Source organism: Exiguobacterium sp. s183 (assembly GCF_018617655.1).
Lineage (GTDB): Bacteria > Bacillota > Bacilli > Exiguobacteriales > Exiguobacteriaceae > Exiguobacterium > Exiguobacterium aestuarii_A.
Genome location: NZ_JACSKN010000001.1, coordinates 1,003,913 through 1,021,186 on the forward strand (window position 1 = coordinate 1,003,913; position 17,274 = coordinate 1,021,186).

Sequence of the window (17,274 nt, forward strand, 5' to 3'; positions counted from 1 at the left end):
CACTACTCTATTTATTGAACGAGACGCTCAAGCGCCAGTCCTCGAGATGCCTTTAACAATACCACAGTATCCGGTCGTTGATAACGATGAAGGAGCGCCTTCGCTTCCTCCACGGTCTGGACAGCTGTGACGTTCACTCGTGTGTCTTCAATCCCATCCGCAATCCATTTCGCCTTTTCACCGACGAGAATACAATCCGTCACGGGAGATGTCACGACGCCACCCACTTGTGTATGTTGGGCTTGTTCGTCGGCTCCGAGCTCATACATATCCCCAAGAACGAGGATGCGTTTCGAGAAGCCTTCGAGTGACTTGACTGTTTCGATTGCGGCAATCATCGATGTCGGGCTCGCATTATATGCATCGTTGATGAGATGCGCTTCACCGAACATCTGCTTCTCCATTCGCATCGTCGTCAGTTTGATGCGGTCAAGACCGCGTTGAATCATCGTATGATCAAGTCCGAACTCGAGACCGCACGCGATGGCATAAGCCGCGTTTCGGATTTGATGGGCACCGAGCACCTTCAGCTCGTACAAGTCACCGTTATATTTAAAGATGGATGCATCGAACGTCGTCTCGACCACTTCGATTTTCCCGTCCGCCGTCTCATCGTATCCGACTCGATAGCCTTGACCGGCAAGAAGCGGCTCGTCCGCATCGACGATCAATCGTCCGTCCGGTTTCAGACCAGCCTTGATTTCAAGCTTCGCTTTCGCGATCCCTGAACGGCCGCCGACTTGTTCACCATGTGACTCACCGATGTTCGTGACAAATGCCACGTCCGGTTTGGCAAGTTTCGACAATTGCTCGATTTGACCGAATCCATTCATGCCCATCTCTAACACGGCCACTTCCGTGTCGCGCGGCATGCGAAGGACGGTGAGCGGTAAACCAACGTCCGAGTTGAAGTTTCCAGCTGTCTTGTGCGTCTTGAATTTTTCTTCAAGTACGACGGCAATCATATCTTTCGTAGACGTTTTTCCGTTTGAACCAGTAATCGCGACCACGAGTGGATTGATTTCCTCTAAATAGCGTGCCGCTGCCGTTTGCAAGGCTTCAATCGTCGACTTTACCGGGATGACGAACACATGGTCCGGTTGAGGGCGACCCTCTTCCCAAAACGTGACGATGGCACCTTTCTCAATCGCTGCTTCGATGTAGTCATGACCGTCAACACGTGCGCCGACGATCGGGACAAATAGTCCTGCCTCATTCTCATCTCTCGAATCTGTAGCGACGCGTTCGACGAGACGCTCGTCTTCCACGTCAATTCCAAACCAAGATGCTAGTTTTTGAACTGTCAATTGTTCCATACAAACTTCCTCCTCATACATAGGAAAAGAGAGCCGCAGCCCTCTTCATCTCGTGCGTTAATTCGACGGTGTCTCCAATTTCACTTTCAGAGAGGCTCCCGTCTTGACAGGTTTCCCTTTGCCAATCGATTGCGATGTGACAAATCCAGTACCATCGATTTCTAAATTTAATTGATAGAGCGTCGCTAGACGTTTCACATCACGTAACGACCACCCTTTTAATGTTGGCATCGTAAACGAATTACTCGTTTTTAGCAACAGTCGTTCACCGACGACATAAGATTGTCCTTTTACAGGACTTTGAGCCGTCACTTCATCCCCGTCACCTAAGACGATTGGATTAAACGAACTGTCAGTCGCCTCTTTTGCGACATCTTCACGGTTTTTACCGATATACGATGTCACCGTCTTCGTCGAGGCTTCAACCGCTTTTTCTTGCTTTTCAGGCTCGACACTCCGGTAACGTAACGCGACATCCATCACATCTTTGAAGAGTGGCGCCATGATGCGTGGACCCGTTGTTGACGAGTCACTGTTCGGACGATCGACCGCGATATACATGACGAGTTCCGGGTCGTCTTCCGGTGCCATCCCGACGAATGAATGAATGTATTGTCCGCTTAAATACTTTCCGTTCTCAGCGATTTGGGCGGTACCCGTCTTCCCGACCACTTGATAGTTGTCTAACGCATATAGCTGACCTGTCCCTACATCGCTGTTGACGACACCATCGAGCGCTTCACGCGTCTTTTTCGCAGTCTCTGCAGTGATGGGCTGACCGACCTCTTTCGGGTTCGTCGTCCGAATCGTTTCGCCCGTCTCGCTGTTGACAATCTTCTTAATGACGTGCGGTTGTTTCATGGTGCCGTCCGTTGCAATCGCAGATGTCGCCTGCAAGATTTGCATTGGCGTCACCGCGGTCGATTGTCCCCAAGCTGTGATCAAGACGTTCATCGGACTCTCAAAGTCGAATTGACTATTTACCTCGCCAGGTAAATCAATCCCGGTCCGTTGATCAAACTTGAACGCTTTAAAGTAATCTTCATAGCGACTGAGACCGAGTCGTTCGTTCGCTAAGATCGAGAACGCGACGTTCGACGAGTGCCAGACGCCTTCTACCATAGGAATGGTACCCCATCCGGTAATGTTGTAATCATTAAATACCGTCTTGCCGTATTTGTATGATCCTGACTTGTACAACTCGTTCGGATTATATACGCCCTCGTTAATTGCAGCCGCCAACGTGAAAATTTTCATCGTCGACCCTGGCTCAAAGCGAGACGAGACCGAGAAGTTACTGTATGAGGAAATTTCACGCGTGTTCGGGTCGAAGGACGGACGGTCCGATAAGGCGATGATCTCCCCTGTTTTCGGATCCATTATGATGGCCGTCGCATTTTTCGGTTCATATTCCTCATATAACTCATCCATCTTCGTCTCGAGAAGCTGTTGAATCCGATGATCAATCGTCAGTTGCACATCAGCCCCGTCTTCTGGCTCGATTTTTAATTGTTCATCGCTCGAGACGAGCTCGCGCCCTGCCAAATCTTTTTCGAATCGATACAAACCATACGACTCACTTAAAATATCGTTGAGCGATTTTTCGATTCCGAGTTCACCCACGAGCTCGATCCGACCGTTTTGGTCAATCTTTTGCGCATAGCCGATGACAGAAGATGCGAATACTTTATTCGGGTAGTAACGTTTCGGTTCTTCGACGAACGTAATACCCGGAAGTTCGAACGCTTCGATTTCTTCTTTTTGTTCAACGGTTAAATCACGCCCGGGAACACCGAACTCAATCTGACCGCGGTCGACATTTTGCTCAAGTCGCTTTAAGATGTCGGCCTCTGTCATCGGAAGCACGGTCGCGAGTTGTTTCGCAGCTTCTTCGAACTCGTTTGGCATGAGCGTCTTCCCTTCGACCCGCTCGCCACCAAGTTTTAACACGGCGACAAGTCGATACGAAGGAATGTTGATGGCAATCGGTTGACCAAAACGGTCATACACTTCGCCTCGTTCAGCTTCTAACGTACTGACTGCCTTCCAGCGCTGTTCCTCAGCGAACGCCAACATATTCTCGCCTTTATATGTATGCGTGACAGACAAGTAAAGAAACCATCCGACAAAAAATAAAAAGAGTGGGGTGAAGCAGACAATCGCTACCCACGCCACTCTTTTTTTACTCTGTTGTAGAGAATTCATCAATCAATCACCTTGACGTTCTTCTCATTGAATTTCATTCCGAGTTTCTCGGCAATCGCGTAAATTCGTTCTGGCGAGCTTAGTTGGGCGATTTCATACTTTAGTTCTTCGTTTTCTTTTGCAACCCCATTTACCTGCTGGTTGACGGCTGCCGTATCACGCATAATGTTATACGCTTCGTTGTGCTTTGACACCGTGATGCCACCGAACATGACCACTGAACCAATCATCACTGGATACAGGATCGATTCAAACAAGGTCAACGTGCGTCGTTTTGGAGCAGGTATTGGTCGTTCTTGCGGAATCGGATTTCGATTCGGTGTAACTTGAGGCTGCAACGCCTTACGGGCAGCTTCTGGCATCAGGTATCCCTCCTACAAAGTGATTATTTTTGTTTTTCGGCCACTCTCAGTTTTGCCGAGCGTGAACGACGGTTATCTTCGAGTTCTCCTTCACTCGCCACAATCGGTTTGCGTGTGATCAACTTGAGTTCAGGTTCGAACTCTTTCGGAATGACCGGCAATCCTGGTGGTAACGGCGGGTGTTGGCTCCGTTCTTTAAACACTTGTTTACAAATTCGATCTTCTAATGAATGGAACGTAATGACACAGATGCGTCCGTTCACTGCGAGTAAATCAATCGCATCTTGAACGGCACGGTCGAATACGTTCAACTCGTCATTGACGGCGATTCGAATCGCTTGGAACGTTCGTTTCGCTGGATGACCGCCTTTGCGTCTTGCTGGTGCAGGAATCGCTTCCTTAATTAAGTCGACAAGCTCAAACGTCGTCTCAATCGGTTTATCGGCACGGGCTTGCTCAATCTTTCGTGCGATTTGTTTTGAAAACTTTTCCTCCCCGTATGTAAAGAAAATACGAGCAAGTTCTCCAAACGACCATTCATTCACAACATGATAAGCTGAAAACTCTCGCGAGCGATCCATTCTCATATCGAGCGGCGCGTCGTAGTTGTAACTGAATCCACGTTCTGCCTCATCAAGCTGTGGCGATGAAACGCCTAGGTCGAATAGTACGCCGTCCACTTTCGTCACGCCATGTTCGGCGAGTTCTTCTTTCAAGTGAACGAAGTTGCTCTTTATAAACGTCACACGGCCTTCATAAGGAGCCAATCGCTCTTTCGCGTGCGCGAGTGCGACGTCATCTTGGTCGAACGCATATAGTTGTCCCGTCGTTAAACGCTTTGCGATTTCTTCACTATGACCCGCTCCACCTAACGTACAGTCCACATATACCCCATCTGGTTTGATGTTCAATCCCTCAATGGACTCCATTTTTAAAACCGTTTCATGCTCAAACATTCAAAAAACCCTCTCAACCTACATATTTCAACTGTTTTATTACACTTACTTTATCATAAAAATGTCAAGGTCCGTACAGGTTTTTAGCGAAAAGAGGAAACAAAAAGGTAACAACAAAAAAAAGCTCCTGACAAATGTCAAGAGCTGTTCCAAAAAAGGTTATACCTTGAACAAACATTGCTCCGCTTCCGATTGCTCATAAGCGTGCTTCATCCGCTCAAAAACGTCGAGACCATGACGATTCAACATCGGAACCATCGATAAAATACGCTCCTGAGGTGCATTCATCGGGAAGAGTCGAGTCGAAAGCTGAATACGTCGCGCGTTCAGTCGATATTGATCACGCTTCGCCTCGGCACGCATCTCATCTGCCAACCGTTCGAGGACGTGCCTCGACTTCGACTCGAATCGTCTTCCGTGGCTACGGGCTTCCCGGCTGACCGCTTCCGTGAGTGTCCGATACGCATACAGCTTCGCTTCGAACGCCTCATCATCAAACGGATGATCTGGTAGTGGGCGCTTCATATATTCCTCAAGTGTGACGCCTTCTTGTCGTAATTTCTTTTCATCGTTACTCGAGACGATCAAACCACCGAGGCGTGGTAACAGTAACGGCATTTTCCATCCAAGCTCGTGGAATAATGGGCGGAGTTGCAGCCAATAGGCGATTTCTCCAGGACCGGCGACGTAACCGAGCGTCGGAAACAAATAGTCTTGCATAAGCGGTCGAGAGACGACGTTGTTTGAAAAGCGTTCCGGATGTGCCTCGATCTCATTGAGCAATTCGGTCTCCGTGAATCGATGCCCACGTTTTGTCGTGTACACCATGTCGGTTTTTGTGAGCAGTTCACGCGTTCCGTCATGATAAAAGAGATGTGCCGCCTCTTTATTTAACTCGACAGATGGCATGCCGTCTTCGAAGGCATGTTCAAGCGCTTGTTGCAATGCGTCATGCTGTTCAATCAGTCGACGGAACATCGGACGTTCAAGTGCGCGTACGTCTTTTGCGTGCGGGTCAAACAATAAAAAGTCGTTCCCTACGAAACGGCGCATCATTCCACCAAAGAACTGCGCGAACGAATGACTTCCTTGAATGAGTTCAATCAACTCCTGATATAGACGTAATGTATGGGGCGTCTCTGTCTCATTCAACAACATCCGCTGCGCCATTTGTACCAACTCAAGTTTGACTCGATCGAACTCAAGCTCCCCTACAGATGCTTTCCCTGCCAGCGGAAGCGTGGATAATGCATCTTTTTTTAACGTTCTCGAAAACGTCTGGGTCGTGAAGACATGATTGATTTCCGCGAAGTCATGATCTTCCGTTGCCATCCAAAAAATCGGAAGGACCGGTTTGCCGATCTTCGCTTCCGCCTCTTTCGCTCGTTTGATGACCGCTAGCAATTTATATACAGCGAATAAAGGACCTCCATACACGCCGACTTGTTGCCCGGTCACCATGACATATGCTTCACGCTGTTCGAGCAAATCAAGATTCGCTGATAGACGTTCCGATAGTTCCCCGAACTGCCGTTGCTGCTGCTTTAAAATATGGACGAGTTCATGGAGATGGTCGTAAGAGCGTCCTGCAATCTCCGTTGCACGCTTCTCGACTTCATCCATGCCTCGATAATCGAGCCAGCGCCCGTACCCTTCTTCAATTTTTATCATCGGGGATGTGGGTGCATATAGGGCATCAAATGCTTCTACCTTCACGTATAACAACTTCCTTTCAATCAATCAACGAATCATTTCTTGGGCCACGCCGATCGCAAATAAAATCGCATGCGTCGGGACTAGGAGTAAAAAGAGCAAACGCCAGCCGTGGACGAACATCTTTGTGAACAACACTTCCTCATAACGAATCCGCTGCCAGATCGCATTGATCGGAAAGATGGCGCAACACACCGCAAGCAATAGAAGAAACACTTCCGTCCCGAAGATGGCCTCAAGTAAAACGCCGCATGCATAGAACCAGAGTACGACCCCGGCATCGCAGGCGAGTTTGAATGAGTTGATTGATTTCGGCATAATTTTTCTAAGTATCATATACACCATAAACCATAAGATGAGTGGAAATGAAACGATATACACTAACACGATGCGCTCGCTCCTATAATCAGTTTATGCAGCAGTGGGATGACTGTAAGTGAAATCTTCATTTGTTCGGCTTTCTCAATCACTGGTTTTAGAATCGCATCCACTTCTGTCGGTCGTCCTTCTTCAAGATCACGCAACATGGAAGAACGATTCTCGGCAGTGCGTTCGATGATCGACTCGATATAAGCATACGAGACACGCCTTGAAAATAACGGCGTTAGTTCTTCGTAGATGGAATGCGCAATCTCACGATATGGATCGTTCGCGAGCGACCCATTCGGAACACGGCATAGTGCTGTAATGGGATTGATGATGGCATTCGCAAAGAGCTTTTCGATCACGACTTGTTCGATGTCTTCTTCCCAGATGACCTGAAGGGGACTATCTTGAAGTGTGATTGGAAGGAGACCTGTCATGCTCCCGATTCGAATACGCCCAAGTCCACGATGCTCGATGGTGTTTTCTTGTTTCGTCACCCCGTGTTCAACGACACCTATATGAAAACCACGTTGTTCCGCATAATCTAGATGGGCAATGCCGTTCGAGCAAATGAAGACCGGAACCGCTCCAGAGAGTCGTGCCGTCGCCTGTTCGACTTGGTGAGCTTTCGTCGTGACAAAAAAGAGATCTTGGTCAGTCTCTTCTAATGTGGCGCTAGATTGTAGCGATACATGTGCTGTACCACTCGTCACACCCGTCCGTGTGATTACAATCTTTTCAGATGATCCGCTTCGTCCGTATACCGTCACCTCATAATCATCAGCGAGCAAGGATGCCATCAATAGTCCGACCGCCCCGTTCCCGATGATGCCAATCCGTTTAATGGAGTTCATACATGCTTTCCTCCTGAATAGAACTATTTTCGCACAAAAAGTTTACCACATCTTCTCGCCATGACCCAAAAATGACAAACAAAAAAGAAGTGACCTGATATCAGATCACTTCTTCTCGCATTATTTGCTTGTTACTTCTTTACCGTTGTAATGTCCGCAAGATTTGCAAACACGGTGTGAAAGTTTCATTTCGCCACAGTTCGGGCACTCGTTCATACCAGGTACGTTGAGTTTGAAGTGAGTACGACGAAGACGTTTGCGAGTTTTCGACGTTCTACGGAATGGTACTGCCATCGTTGTCCACCTCCTTGAAAAGTTAACCTTCCTCGTTCTCTTTTTTCGAGAACAGGTCGGCCAGTCCCGCGAATCGCGGGTCAATTTTTGGTTGAGCGTCCGGCTGTTCGTCAGTAAGCGTCCAGCCTTCTCCTTCAACCTGAGTTTTGTCTGTTTCGTTCCCATAAACTTGCATCGGGACGTCTAACATGATGAGCTCTTTTACAATCGGTACAAGACTGATTGTATTTCCTTCTGGCAAATTCACGTCATCGAATTGCTCCGTATAACGCCCATTCTCCAAAAAGAAAGGCTCGAGCGATTCAATATCAAATTCATAAGTGACATCTTCTAACGTTCGCGCATCTGGCAACGTCAAATCACCTTGAATCTTCAGATTGAATGTAACTTGATTAGATGTGAACGATGCATCCCCGTGCACATGCACCGGGCGAATCGAACGGATATCCGGATGGAGCTGAGTCAGCTCTGGTAGTTCTACCATCTCATCGATCGTAAAACCGTCACCCTGGTTTCGGAGCTTAAGTAGCTGTGCAATAGACCATTTCATCCGAATCACCTCAATTGCAACAATATGAATTATAGATAGGCCAACTTGTTTTGTCAATGTTTTTTCTTTACACTAAAATCAGTTGACGACGGCGCTTTGCCAAAGCGTACTTACTCATCTTACACCAATCCATACGACAATGCAAAGGAGTAAATCATGCAAAAGACGGCCATTATCGCAGAGTACAATCCGTTTCACAACGGGCACTATTATCAAGCGCAAACCGCACGTCAAGAAACCGGGGCTGATGCCATGATTGCCATCATGAGTGCCCAGTTCACACAACGAGGAGAACCAGCCTCATTCGATAAGTGGAAACGAGCAAGAGCGGCCGTCGAGAGCGGGGCAATCGATCTCGTCGTCGAACTACCGACCAAGTATGGAGTACAACGGGCGGACCGCTTCGCCATGTCAGCCGTCTCAATCGCCGAACAACTCCGATGCCAAACGCTATCTTTCGGAAGCGAAAGCGGTGATGTCGACGCCATTCTTCATGCAGCGCAGTCAAATGTTGAAGAGACATTTCTATATAAAGAGGCACTCCATCAAGCGCTACAAGAAGGTCATTCGTCGGCGCAAGCTTCGAGTCGGGCTTTCCGCACTGTCTATCCGTCGTTTGATTTGACACGCCCTAATAATATTTTGGCGTATCATTACGCTAAAGCGGCGAAGAAGATTCAATTACATACCGTAAAGCGTCTCGGGGCAGATTATCACGACATCTCAATCACGGATGTCATGTCGGCCACCGGCATTCGAGCCCATTACCTAGACACCGGTGAAGTTCTTGCCGTCCCGGCATCGACAGAAGCGATGTTCCAGTCGCAATCGATGACGCATTGGGAAGTGTATTGGCCCGTCTTACAATACAAACTTAGGACGCTACCGCTTCACACATTGACTGAGCTCGTCGGCATTGACACTTCCCTCGCACCTCGCCTGAAACGAGCTGGATCCGAAACGTCGTTTGAACAAGCCCTCACATCCGTTTCGACACGTCGCTATACACGCACATCAATTCAACGGGCGTTCGTGTCCGTTCTTCTGCACTGGTTAAAAGAAGAAGCACCGACACGTTTTGACGATGTCCCTTATGTGAGACCGCTCGCGTTTAACGACATCGGTCGCTTGGCGTTACGTGATGTGAAACAAGAGTTGCCGCTCCTCAGTAAATACGATGAACGGCTCGATTTTGAAGCGCGTGTCACCGAGGCGTATCGACTGCCGCTTCATAACGACGCATTGATCGAACACCGCCAGCGACCTCAGTTCATCTCTTCTAAATAACGGATTGCATCTTCGACCGTCTTGACAGGGACGACTTCTATGTCACTGTCGAGACGGTCGCGCGATTCAAGCGCTTCCTCATAATTGGAACCGGCCGGGACGAAAAAGACTTCGGCCCCTTCCTCGTCCGCTGCGACAATCTTTTGCCACGCGCCTCCGATTGGTCCGACATTTCCTTCCTCATCGACGGTTCCCGTGCCGGCGATTCGCTTTCCGTTCGCCAAATCGCCCGGCGTCAGCTGATCATAAATTTCTAACGTGAACATCAATCCTGCGGACGGTCCCCCGACATTCGTCAAAGCGACATCGACTTTAGGATCTGCTGTGATCTCCTGGACAGGAAGTGGCTCATAAATACCAATCCCGACACGGTCACCACTTTGGTCAATCGGTTGAATGAGCGTCTGCACGACACGTTCCTCCCCGTCTCGCTCAATCGTCAACTCGACTTCATCACCAGCATCCGATTCCATCACCCGATTTAAAAAGTCCATACGTGTCGCAAATGACATGCCGTCGATTGCGGTAATGACATCGCCCGGCTTTAAGGTGTTGGCGGCGAGAGAGCCCGGAATCGGCGCAGAGACGTAAATTCCTTCAAAATCGACCGCCACTTCTTCGTCAGCGAGCTCATATGCATATTGGATTGCCGCTTGTTGAGAGGAGTCCATCAAGAGTTGTTGACGTCTGTCGTAGTCCGCCTCACTTTCTCCATCGTATAAATAACGACTAGATAAATTGGCTTCTGTGAACGGTGTGACCCAACTCTCTACTAACCAAAACGGTGTCGCTCTCCGTTGCGAGATGGTCACCATCATCAGTTCCCCTTTATCCTTTTCGCCACCTTCGACGGTCAGGAATTCTTCAATCGACGTCGCCGCACCAGGTGATGAGATGTAATAAGGGAGCGGAACGAAGAGAAATAGAAGAACTGTGACGAGCAGACCAAGCCCGATTTTTAGTGATTTCATTGTCCCGAACTCACTTGATACTTTTTACGTAACGCGACTTCGACTTGCTCTGGTACGAGTTCACTGACTGATGCGCCATATTTCGCTACTTCTTTCACGATGGACGAACTGAGGAATGAGTATTGACTGTTCGTCATCATGAATAAGGTTTCTACGTTCTCATTCAATTTCTTGTTGATTGATGCGATTTGAAGTTCATATTCAAAATCAGATACGGCTCGTAATCCACGCACAATTGTTGCCGCTTCTCGCTCCGCAGCGTACTCGACGAGAAGTCCACCGAACGCGTCAGCCGACACGTTTGGAAGATGTGTCGTCACCTCTCGGATGAGTCCTAATCGTTCTTCCACATCAAATAGTGGGGCCTTGCTGGAATTTTCAAGGACGGCGACAATGACTTCGTCAAAGATGGCCGCCGCTCGTTCGATAATGTCTAAATGTCCATTTGTGATCGGGTCAAAGCTCCCCGGGCAAATCGCAATCCGCTTCATTTGTTTCACTCCTCAATCGATGCATACTCATAAAAGCTGATTGTGATCACCTCTGAGTATCGCTGTTCTTTAATTCGTTCAAGTCGTCCGATACGTTCCGGTAATGTCACGTCGCTCCCGTGTTCACAGACGATGACGCCAACATCGATCAACATGTCAGATTCATCAATCAGTCGTAAGAAATTCTCGTGCTCTTCCGCATGATACGGGGGATCCATAAAGATCAGCTTAAACTGTTCCTTCTGTGCACGAAGTTGCTCGAGTACCGTCTTGGCGTCTTGGCGATACACGTTCGCCTTGTTTTCATAATGGGTCGCCCGCAAGTTTTCTTGAATCGTTTGCACGGCTTTCGGTTGACGGTCGACAAACACCGCTTCGTCACACCCTCTCGACAACGCCTCAATGCCAAGTCCACCACTGCCCGCATAGAGGTCTAACGCTTTCCCACCAGAAAAATAGGGCCCGATGATGTTGAATAATGATTCCTTTACTTTATCTGTTGTCGGCCGCGTAGCCGTTCCAGGGACCGCCTTTAAACGGGTCCCTTTTCGTTCTCCAGATATGACACGCATGTCTTTCCCTCCAGCAGAAAAGATGAAGGTGATGCCACCTTCATCTTTTTGTTTATTTCGATTTTGTCTCGTACGTTTCGGAAATGAATGGACGCTCGCTCCGAACGACCGCTTCCACGAACGGCAATGCCTTTACTTGTTCGAGTACAGCTTCATGACCTTCGAGGTCTGTATAAAGAAACGCATACTTCTCTCGTTTTGAGACAAAGTACAGATTTGCATAACGTCTTAACGCTTTCACTTGTTTCAAGGAATTCACGTATACGACGAAACCGATCCGTTCATTCAACTTAGACGGCGCATCCACAACTTCCGCCTCCTCCGCAACTGCCACCACCGGAACATCCACCTTCGTCAAAGAATGGATTACCAGTCGGGACCTTGATTTTAGGAGAGACTGAATGAGCTAATAGTTCACTCACTTCCCCTAACAACTTATCCAAGCTTCGTTCCGCTTTTTTGAACGCAGCGATTTCCGGCTGAACGTCAAGACGACGTTTGATGAGATGCATCTCTTTTTTGATGCGGTCGTGGTCCGGATGGTGCTTCCCGAACCGCTGGACGTACTCATAGTCTTCTTTCATCTTTAGGAACTCGCGCTCGATTTCCTTCGCTTCTTGTGATGCGAGACGTGCCGCTTTCGTTTGAATATATGTTTGAAACGATTCGCTTGCTTCAATCAAATCGGTCAATTCTTCAGTTTGATCGAGCAGGGCAATCGTCTGTTCAGTGATTATCATACCCCTCACCCTTTCTGCCATGATTTTACCACAATTGTTTCCCTATGTAAGCAATCCACACTATAATTGAAGTTGACCGCAAGGCGTTCAATGTAGAAAGGAAGTGAATAGACGTACCCAGTGCGTCTGTATATGAAAAAAGTTTCTTTTAATATGATTCGATCAGCCGGAATCAAGACGGATTATGCGAAGCCTGAATATTATTATGATCAACTCGATAAAGTACGCGAAGCTGACCTCGTTTTGTTCCCCGAGTACTGGATGGTCAATTCCATCATTTACGGAATGAACAAAGCCATTTTCCCGTCTCCGGCCACATATCATCTCGGGCACGACAAAATCGAGATGACACGTGCCTTTAAAGCGACTTACCCTCACCGTATTCCGAAGACGCTCATCTACGGAAAAAATCCATACACGATTGAACGCGTGTTGGAAGAGTTCCACTATCCGTTCGTTGCCAAAAAAGCCAAATCCTCGATGGGACAAGGGGTATGGTTGATTAAGAACGACCAAGACTGGTTAGAGTATGTCGAGAACCATGATACGTTCTATGTCCAAGAGTTCATCCCAAATGATCGTGATTTACGAGTCATCATCATTGGTGAAGAAGTCGTCGGTGCGTATTGGCGCGTCAGTGAGGCGTTTTTGAACAACGTCGCCCAAGGAGCTAACTTCTCGTACGAAGACATTCCGGAAGACGTCGTCCAAGAAGTTCAATCGATTGCGAATACGTTGCACATCAATCACGCGGCGTTTGACGTTATCGTGACGGAAGAAGGATTCTATATTTTGGAGTTCAACGTCTTTTTCGGTTCGGAAGGACTGCTCCCACTCGGGGTAAAACTCCCTCAAAAAATCGAGGAATATTTATCTACATTAAGCTGATCAATCGTTCATCTTTTTTTCACAATTTGAACACACGTTATTCCAAGAACGTTTTTGAATATGGTATGATGACATATGAGGTTTATTCGAAAAGGGGGATTATGATGAAATTTGAGCAGTTCCACATCGAGGGAAAAGAAATCCGTTTTGGTTTGCTCGAGACGATCATGGATCATCATCATTTCATCCGTGAAGGTGCTTGGGATTATGAGCGTGCCACGTATGATATGAAATATGAGAAACAATCGACGGGCGAAACATTCTATCTTCGCTTACCTGTATACGCCATTGAAGGTCAAATCGAGGATCGTCACGCTGTTGTTAAAATGCTTACACCAATTTTAGGGAAGCATTATTATCCACACGGTGTTGAATACGATGAAGTCTTTCCAGAAGAAATCGTCCGCGACTGCGAACGTCGCTTAAAGGCACTCGCAGAAACACTAGAAGTCAAACCCCTTGCATAAGCGAAGGGGTTTTTTTTGGGCTATATCGGAGGTTCAGAGCCTTGAAAAATTCAATCTATCTTGAAAAAGAGAGTAACCGGTTATGCACCGAAGCATCACGCATCCAGTTAAAAATGATTCATCTTCCTGATTCAATTCATGAATTGGAACAAATGATTTTTTCTGATCAAATACAGACTCTTTATATCTCAACTTATCAAATGAAAGATAGTGATCTATTAGAGCCTCAAGCAATGAGTGATATCCGAACTCAATGGAACGAGTCATTCAGGACACATATCGTACTTTCCAATGAAGCAGATTTAGATGACTTTGAAAATGGATATTGCTTCTTCGCAGAACTTTTTCATGACCCACAAAAAAATATGATATTAATCCTTTATCAAGCTCACTAAAAAATACGATGATAAAACAAAGCCCACAGAAGCAAATTCGCTTCTGTGGGCTTATATTAGTTGGTCGCAATGATGGTCAACGTCACATCGACCTGACCGAGCAATAAATCAAATTGGTCTCGAACGTAGCGATACAATCGCTCCGCCTCGACGAGTGGTAAAGATGCAATGATTCGATAATCATAATGGTCTTTCGATTGAGATACGACTTTCACTTCTTTTAAGCCGAACTCAATGGCGCTACATGCGATTAAATCTTCAATCGCCCGTTCTGCAATCGTCACGTCTCCGTATGAATAGTCATTCCCAATCACAGCCATCGTATCGTTCATGGTGATCACTCCTTTTCATTCGCGAGTACTTTAACGTCCTCCATGATAGATTCGATATCAACGGGTTCATCCCCTGCTGTCGCCATCTGAGCGACGGCACGAACATCATGATGACGGTCGATGACGTACATCGTCGTCGCATGCGTCACAAGCCCGCTGTTCGCCTTCGAATAATAAAATTGTAGCTGTCGTGTGATTCGATCGATGTCGACCTGGTCTCCCGTCAACATCTTCCATCCGGTTGGCTCCGCCTGGAACGCTTCCCCATAGTTTTTGAGTACGGGGACCGTGTCCACTTTCGGGTCGACCGTGATGGCGACGAGCTCTACGTCTGAACCATATAGATTCTCTGCCTTCAACTCTTTCTCAAGCTTCATAAAATCACGTAGCGTGAGCGGACAAATATCAGGACAGTTCGTATAAAAGAATGTGACAATTTTTACTTTTCCATTATCGGAATTGTATGTCTCATCATTTAATGCGTTCGTCAATGCGAACGGAGTTGGCTCTTGGATGACCGGCAAGTCATCTTCGTTAAAGAATATAAAATACACGGCTACTCCGATGACAACAAGCGTTAGGACGGTCAAACCGACCGTCATATAGCTATTCCGTTTCATACAACTCTCCCTCTCTATGGATCATCCTCCGATTATTGCGCGGAATACGTTCGTCGTTTCACCAGGGTCATAAGCCACATAGAGAAGGATATAAACCGTCACACCTGTAATGGCCGTGAAAAACCAGACAACTGATGCTTTCGGTCCGATTTTACGGTGTTTCTCAATCTTGTTTTTATAACCGAGATACAAGGTGATCAAACCGAGGACGCCACCTGTAGTCGCGAGCAAGATATGGAAGATCATAAAGCCGAGATAGAACGGTTTGACAGAATCCGGTCCCCCGAATGCCGTGTTCCCGACAAAGATGGTACGTGAGACGTAAAGAATGAAGAATGTCGTCGCTGCAAACGCGGCCGCCGTCATCACTTTCTTATGTTTTTCGATGTTGCTGCGGTCTTTTGCGATAATCACCCATCCGATAGCGACAAGAATCGCGCTGATGACGATGAATGTCACACTAATTAAGGCAAGATAGTTCATCAATGTTTCCCCTTTTGTTCTGTTTAATTTTTCTCATTTGTTTCTTGCGGAGTGAAAGACATGCCTTCATCGAGAGCAAGAGATTTCGTACGGCGTACCCAACCGAAGAAGGTCCAGCCGAAGAAGAAGCCGTAAACGATCTCTTGACCAAGTTTCATCAAGACGCCACCGAACCGTTGATCTTCGAGTGCACTATTCGTCGCTCCCATGAGCGCCTCTAAGTTAATCCCCGACACGTCCCCATTCGGTAGACAGTATCCAAGTACCTTAGCGAACGTCTCCGGGTCCGTATACGCGTTATATAGCGTCGTTTGACTGAAGATGATGAGCGCACAGGCTGGTGTTAACAACACCCCGTTGGCGATGATATACACCATTCGCTTTAAGTCGGACATGCCTTCCTCTTCGTCTGTAACGAGCGGAACGATAACCGGGTACCACATCGTCAAACTAAAGACGACTAATGCACCGTGGAAGATGCGGTGTACACCATAGTTCGTCAAGACATAGTCAAATACGACCGGCATGTGATAAATCGAGAATAATGCGTTGAATAAAATGAGCGCGATGAGTGGCTTTGTTAAAAACTTAAAGATGGATCCGATGACTTTGAAGCTAAGTACTTTTTCAAACACCCAGTACGGTAGACCATACACGACGAGTGCAGGTGCCAAAATATAGACGAGCACCATTTGGAACATATGCACCGATAAAATGATATGTGCCAACACATCGATTGGACTTCCAAAACCGATATAATACAAGACAATCGCAAACAACATACTAAACTTTTGTAATAACGTGGTCGAGGCATATCCTCGCTTCGCCATTCTCTCTGTCACGACGGCGTATAACACATAAATCCCGACCATGAGCAATCCGAACAGCGGACTCCATAACGTGAGCCAATCAAATTGATTGAGCAGCTCCGACGTATTCCAGAGCATCCGTTCACCCCTTTTCTTTCTCTCCCTAACCTTTGAAACCGTTCACTTCAAGATTACTATTCATTCATTTTTGAAGTAAAGGAAAAAGGACCGAATCATCCGTGTTTCCACAGATGTTCAATCCTTTGTCACAATTACCAAATGAGTAAGCGTAGTGCTGCGACCGTGATGATGGCGACGAAGATGCCTAACCACATCATACCGACGATCCATGTGTTCCCACGGTTATTCATATGCATGAAAATATACAACTGTAGGAAGACTTGAATGACCGCCAAGATGATTAAGAAACCACCTGCTGCCCAGACTGGCATCAGTTCCGCATAGACGGCACCGAATGCCACGAACGTGAGTAAAATCATCATGGCGAAGCTGATCAACTGAAGTTGATACTCGCGCTTCGATTCTGCTTTTACTTCAAGCTCTAATTGTTTGTGCGATTCGTTCATTGCTCGTTTTTCCATA

At 47.2% G+C, this 17,274-nt stretch carries 23 protein-coding genes; 4 read left to right on the plus strand and 19 right to left on the minus strand.

All coding sequences use genetic code 11. From position 1 onward, the window contains the following. Window positions 1–11: 11 nt before the first annotated feature. The 9 genes from KNP62_RS05335 to KNP62_RS05375 all read right to left on the minus strand — a co-directional run bounded on the left by KNP62_RS05335 (window position 12) and on the right by KNP62_RS05375 (window position 8,616). Complete coding sequence (locus KNP62_RS05335; protein ID WP_214783909.1) at window positions 12–1,316, minus strand: UDP-N-acetylmuramoyl-tripeptide--D-alanyl-D-alanine ligase; 1,305 nt, start codon at window positions 1,314–1,316, stop codon at window positions 12–14. Window positions 1,317–1,373: 57 nt separating this feature from the next. Further along, the gene (locus KNP62_RS05340) at window positions 1,374–3,521 is read right to left on the minus strand and encodes a penicillin-binding protein (protein WP_214783912.1); all 2,148 of its coding nucleotides are present in this window, start codon (window positions 3,519–3,521) and stop codon (window positions 1,374–1,376) included. Then, window positions 3,521–3,883, minus strand: a complete 363-nt coding sequence (gene ftsL / locus KNP62_RS05345) for a cell division protein FtsL (RefSeq protein WP_214691757.1) — start codon at window positions 3,881–3,883, stop codon at window positions 3,521–3,523. Before ftsL ends, KNP62_RS05340 begins: the two co-directional genes overlap by 1 nt. A 23-nt stretch (window positions 3,884–3,906) precedes the next feature. After that, window positions 3,907–4,839, minus strand: a complete 933-nt coding sequence (gene rsmH / locus KNP62_RS05350; RefSeq protein WP_214783915.1) for a 16S rRNA (cytosine(1402)-N(4))-methyltransferase RsmH — start codon at window positions 4,837–4,839, stop codon at window positions 3,907–3,909. Window positions 4,840–4,998: 159 nt separating this feature from the next. Further along, window positions 4,999–6,555: a bacillithiol biosynthesis cysteine-adding enzyme BshC gene (bshC, locus tag KNP62_RS05355; protein WP_353047506.1), complete on the minus strand. Its 1,557-nt coding sequence runs from the start codon at window positions 6,553–6,555 to the stop codon at window positions 4,999–5,001. Window positions 6,556–6,579: 24 nt separating this feature from the next. Continuing rightward, window positions 6,580–6,939: a DUF3397 domain-containing protein gene (locus KNP62_RS05360; protein WP_214783918.1), complete on the minus strand. Its 360-nt coding sequence runs from the start codon at window positions 6,937–6,939 to the stop codon at window positions 6,580–6,582. Next, on the minus strand, window positions 6,933–7,772 hold the full coding sequence (locus tag KNP62_RS05365) for a ketopantoate reductase family protein (protein ID WP_214783920.1): 840 nt from the start codon (window positions 7,770–7,772) through the stop codon (window positions 6,933–6,935). Before KNP62_RS05365 ends, KNP62_RS05360 begins: the two co-directional genes overlap by 7 nt. Window positions 7,773–7,892: 120 nt before the next feature. Then, window positions 7,893–8,066, minus strand: coding sequence for a 50S ribosomal protein L32 (gene rpmF / locus KNP62_RS05370; protein ID WP_015881300.1), 174 nt, complete (start codon window positions 8,064–8,066; stop codon window positions 7,893–7,895). Between the two features lie 22 nt (window positions 8,067–8,088). Continuing rightward, the gene (locus tag KNP62_RS05375) at window positions 8,089–8,616 is read right to left on the minus strand and encodes a YceD family protein (protein WP_074034907.1); all 528 of its coding nucleotides are present in this window, start codon (window positions 8,614–8,616) and stop codon (window positions 8,089–8,091) included. Between the two features lie 156 nt (window positions 8,617–8,772). On the opposite strand from KNP62_RS05375, the gene KNP62_RS05380 reads away from it, so the two are divergent. After that, window positions 8,773–9,903 carry a tRNA(Met) cytidine acetate ligase gene (locus tag KNP62_RS05380; protein WP_214783923.1) on the plus strand — a complete coding sequence of 377 codons (1,131 nt, stop codon included), beginning with the start codon at window positions 8,773–8,775 and terminating at the stop codon, window positions 9,901–9,903. Here the strand turns inward: KNP62_RS05380 and KNP62_RS05385 are convergent. From KNP62_RS05385 to KNP62_RS05405, 5 genes are read right to left on the minus strand one after another with little or no spacing between them, the layout of a single operon-like run. Beyond that, on the minus strand, window positions 9,882–10,874 hold the full coding sequence (locus KNP62_RS05385) for a SepM family pheromone-processing serine protease (RefSeq protein WP_214783926.1): 993 nt from the start codon (window positions 10,872–10,874) through the stop codon (window positions 9,882–9,884). The genes KNP62_RS05380 and KNP62_RS05385 overlap by 22 nt on opposite strands. After that, window positions 10,871–11,365 (minus strand): pantetheine-phosphate adenylyltransferase, encoded by a 495-nt coding sequence (gene coaD / locus KNP62_RS05390; protein ID WP_214783929.1) that lies wholly within the window; start codon window positions 11,363–11,365, stop codon window positions 10,871–10,873. The genes KNP62_RS05385 and coaD overlap by 4 nt, the downstream gene beginning before the upstream one ends. A 5-nt stretch (window positions 11,366–11,370) precedes the next feature. Beyond that, entirely contained in the window at window positions 11,371–11,937 is a 567-nt protein-coding gene (gene rsmD, locus KNP62_RS05395; protein ID WP_214783932.1) for a 16S rRNA (guanine(966)-N(2))-methyltransferase RsmD, read from the minus strand. Between the two features lie 52 nt (window positions 11,938–11,989). Further along, the gene (locus KNP62_RS05400) at window positions 11,990–12,244 is read right to left on the minus strand and encodes a YlbG family protein (protein WP_143406649.1); all 255 of its coding nucleotides are present in this window, start codon (window positions 12,242–12,244) and stop codon (window positions 11,990–11,992) included. Then, entirely contained in the window at window positions 12,228–12,677 is a 450-nt protein-coding gene (locus tag KNP62_RS05405; RefSeq protein ID WP_015881293.1) for a YlbF/YmcA family competence regulator, read from the minus strand. Before KNP62_RS05405 ends, KNP62_RS05400 begins: the two co-directional genes overlap by 17 nt. Window positions 12,678–12,830: 153 nt before the next feature. Between KNP62_RS05405 and KNP62_RS05410 the strand changes: the two genes are divergently transcribed. From KNP62_RS05410 to KNP62_RS05420, 3 genes are all read left to right on the plus strand, one after another. After that, window positions 12,831–13,565 carry an ATP-grasp domain-containing protein gene (locus KNP62_RS05410; protein ID WP_251125575.1) on the plus strand — a complete coding sequence of 245 codons (735 nt, stop codon included), beginning with the start codon at window positions 12,831–12,833 and terminating at the stop codon, window positions 13,563–13,565. Window positions 13,566–13,669: 104 nt separating this feature from the next. After that, complete coding sequence (locus KNP62_RS05415; RefSeq protein WP_015881291.1) at window positions 13,670–14,032, plus strand: YugN family protein; 363 nt, start codon at window positions 13,670–13,672, stop codon at window positions 14,030–14,032. Between the two features lie 41 nt (window positions 14,033–14,073). Further along, the gene (locus KNP62_RS05420; protein WP_214783937.1) at window positions 14,074–14,427 is read left to right on the plus strand and encodes a hypothetical protein; all 354 of its coding nucleotides are present in this window, start codon (window positions 14,074–14,076) and stop codon (window positions 14,425–14,427) included. A 56-nt stretch (window positions 14,428–14,483) separates the two neighbouring features. On the opposite strand, the gene KNP62_RS05425 is transcribed toward KNP62_RS05420, so the two are convergent. The 5 genes from KNP62_RS05425 to KNP62_RS05445 form a co-directional block, all read right to left on the minus strand. Further along, window positions 14,484–14,759, minus strand: a complete 276-nt coding sequence (locus tag KNP62_RS05425) for a hypothetical protein (protein WP_074034927.1) — start codon at window positions 14,757–14,759, stop codon at window positions 14,484–14,486. A 5-nt stretch (window positions 14,760–14,764) separates the two neighbouring features. Continuing rightward, window positions 14,765–15,379 carry an SCO family protein gene (locus KNP62_RS05430; RefSeq protein ID WP_214783940.1) on the minus strand — a complete coding sequence of 205 codons (615 nt, stop codon included), beginning with the start codon at window positions 15,377–15,379 and terminating at the stop codon, window positions 14,765–14,767. A 21-nt stretch (window positions 15,380–15,400) separates the two neighbouring features. After that, window positions 15,401–15,862 carry a DUF420 domain-containing protein gene (locus KNP62_RS05435; protein ID WP_214783943.1) on the minus strand — a complete coding sequence of 154 codons (462 nt, stop codon included), beginning with the start codon at window positions 15,860–15,862 and terminating at the stop codon, window positions 15,401–15,403. Window positions 15,863–15,885: 23 nt separating this feature from the next. Then, window positions 15,886–16,809 carry a cytochrome c oxidase assembly protein gene (locus KNP62_RS05440; protein ID WP_214783946.1) on the minus strand — a complete coding sequence of 308 codons (924 nt, stop codon included), beginning with the start codon at window positions 16,807–16,809 and terminating at the stop codon, window positions 15,886–15,888. 134 nt (window positions 16,810–16,943) lie between these two features. Next, entirely contained in the window at window positions 16,944–17,273 is a 330-nt protein-coding gene (locus tag KNP62_RS05445) for a cytochrome C oxidase subunit IV family protein (RefSeq protein ID WP_214691743.1), read from the minus strand. Window position 17,274: the final 1 nt, after the last annotated feature.

Coding starts and splice junctions, on each gene's coding strand:
- KNP62_RS05335 (WP_214783909.1), bottom strand. CDS start 1,316: ATGGAACAATTGACAGTTCAAAAACTAGCATCTTGGTTTGGAATTGAC.
- KNP62_RS05340 (WP_214783912.1), bottom strand. CDS start 3,521: ATGAATTCTCTACAACAGAGTAAAAAAAGAGTGGCGTGGGTAGCGATT.
- ftsL (WP_214691757.1), bottom strand. CDS start 3,883: ATGCCAGAAGCTGCCCGTAAGGCGTTGCAGCCTCAAGTTACACCGAAT.
- rsmH (WP_214783915.1), bottom strand. CDS start 4,839: ATGTTTGAGCATGAAACGGTTTTAAAAATGGAGTCCATTGAGGGATTG.
- KNP62_RS05365 (WP_214783920.1), bottom strand. CDS start 7,772: ATGAACTCCATTAAACGGATTGGCATCATCGGGAACGGGGCGGTCGGA.
- rpmF (WP_015881300.1), bottom strand. CDS start 8,066: ATGGCAGTACCATTCCGTAGAACGTCGAAAACTCGCAAACGTCTTCGT.
- KNP62_RS05375 (WP_074034907.1), bottom strand. CDS start 8,616: ATGAAATGGTCTATTGCACAGCTACTTAAGCTCCGAAACCAGGGTGAC.
- KNP62_RS05380 (WP_214783923.1), top strand. CDS start 8,773: ATGCAAAAGACGGCCATTATCGCAGAGTACAATCCGTTTCACAACGGG.
- KNP62_RS05385 (WP_214783926.1), bottom strand. CDS start 10,874: ATGAAATCACTAAAAATCGGGCTTGGTCTGCTCGTCACAGTTCTTCTA.
- coaD (WP_214783929.1), bottom strand. CDS start 11,365: ATGAAGCGGATTGCGATTTGCCCGGGGAGCTTTGACCCGATCACAAAT.
- rsmD (WP_214783932.1), bottom strand. CDS start 11,937: ATGCGTGTCATATCTGGAGAACGAAAAGGGACCCGTTTAAAGGCGGTC.
- KNP62_RS05405 (WP_015881293.1), bottom strand. CDS start 12,677: ATGATAATCACTGAACAGACGATTGCCCTGCTCGATCAAACTGAAGAA.
- KNP62_RS05410 (WP_251125575.1), top strand. CDS start 12,831: ATGATTCGATCAGCCGGAATCAAGACGGATTATGCGAAGCCTGAATAT.
- KNP62_RS05415 (WP_015881291.1), top strand. CDS start 13,670: ATGAAATTTGAGCAGTTCCACATCGAGGGAAAAGAAATCCGTTTTGGT.
- KNP62_RS05425 (WP_074034927.1), bottom strand. CDS start 14,759: ATGAACGATACGATGGCTGTGATTGGGAATGACTATTCATACGGAGAC.
- KNP62_RS05430 (WP_214783940.1), bottom strand. CDS start 15,379: ATGAAACGGAATAGCTATATGACGGTCGGTTTGACCGTCCTAACGCTT.
- KNP62_RS05435 (WP_214783943.1), bottom strand. CDS start 15,862: ATGAACTATCTTGCCTTAATTAGTGTGACATTCATCGTCATCAGCGCG.
- KNP62_RS05440 (WP_214783946.1), bottom strand. CDS start 16,809: ATGCTCTGGAATACGTCGGAGCTGCTCAATCAATTTGATTGGCTCACG.
- KNP62_RS05445 (WP_214691743.1), bottom strand. CDS start 17,273: ATGGAAAAACGAGCAATGAACGAATCGCACAAACAATTAGAGCTTGAA.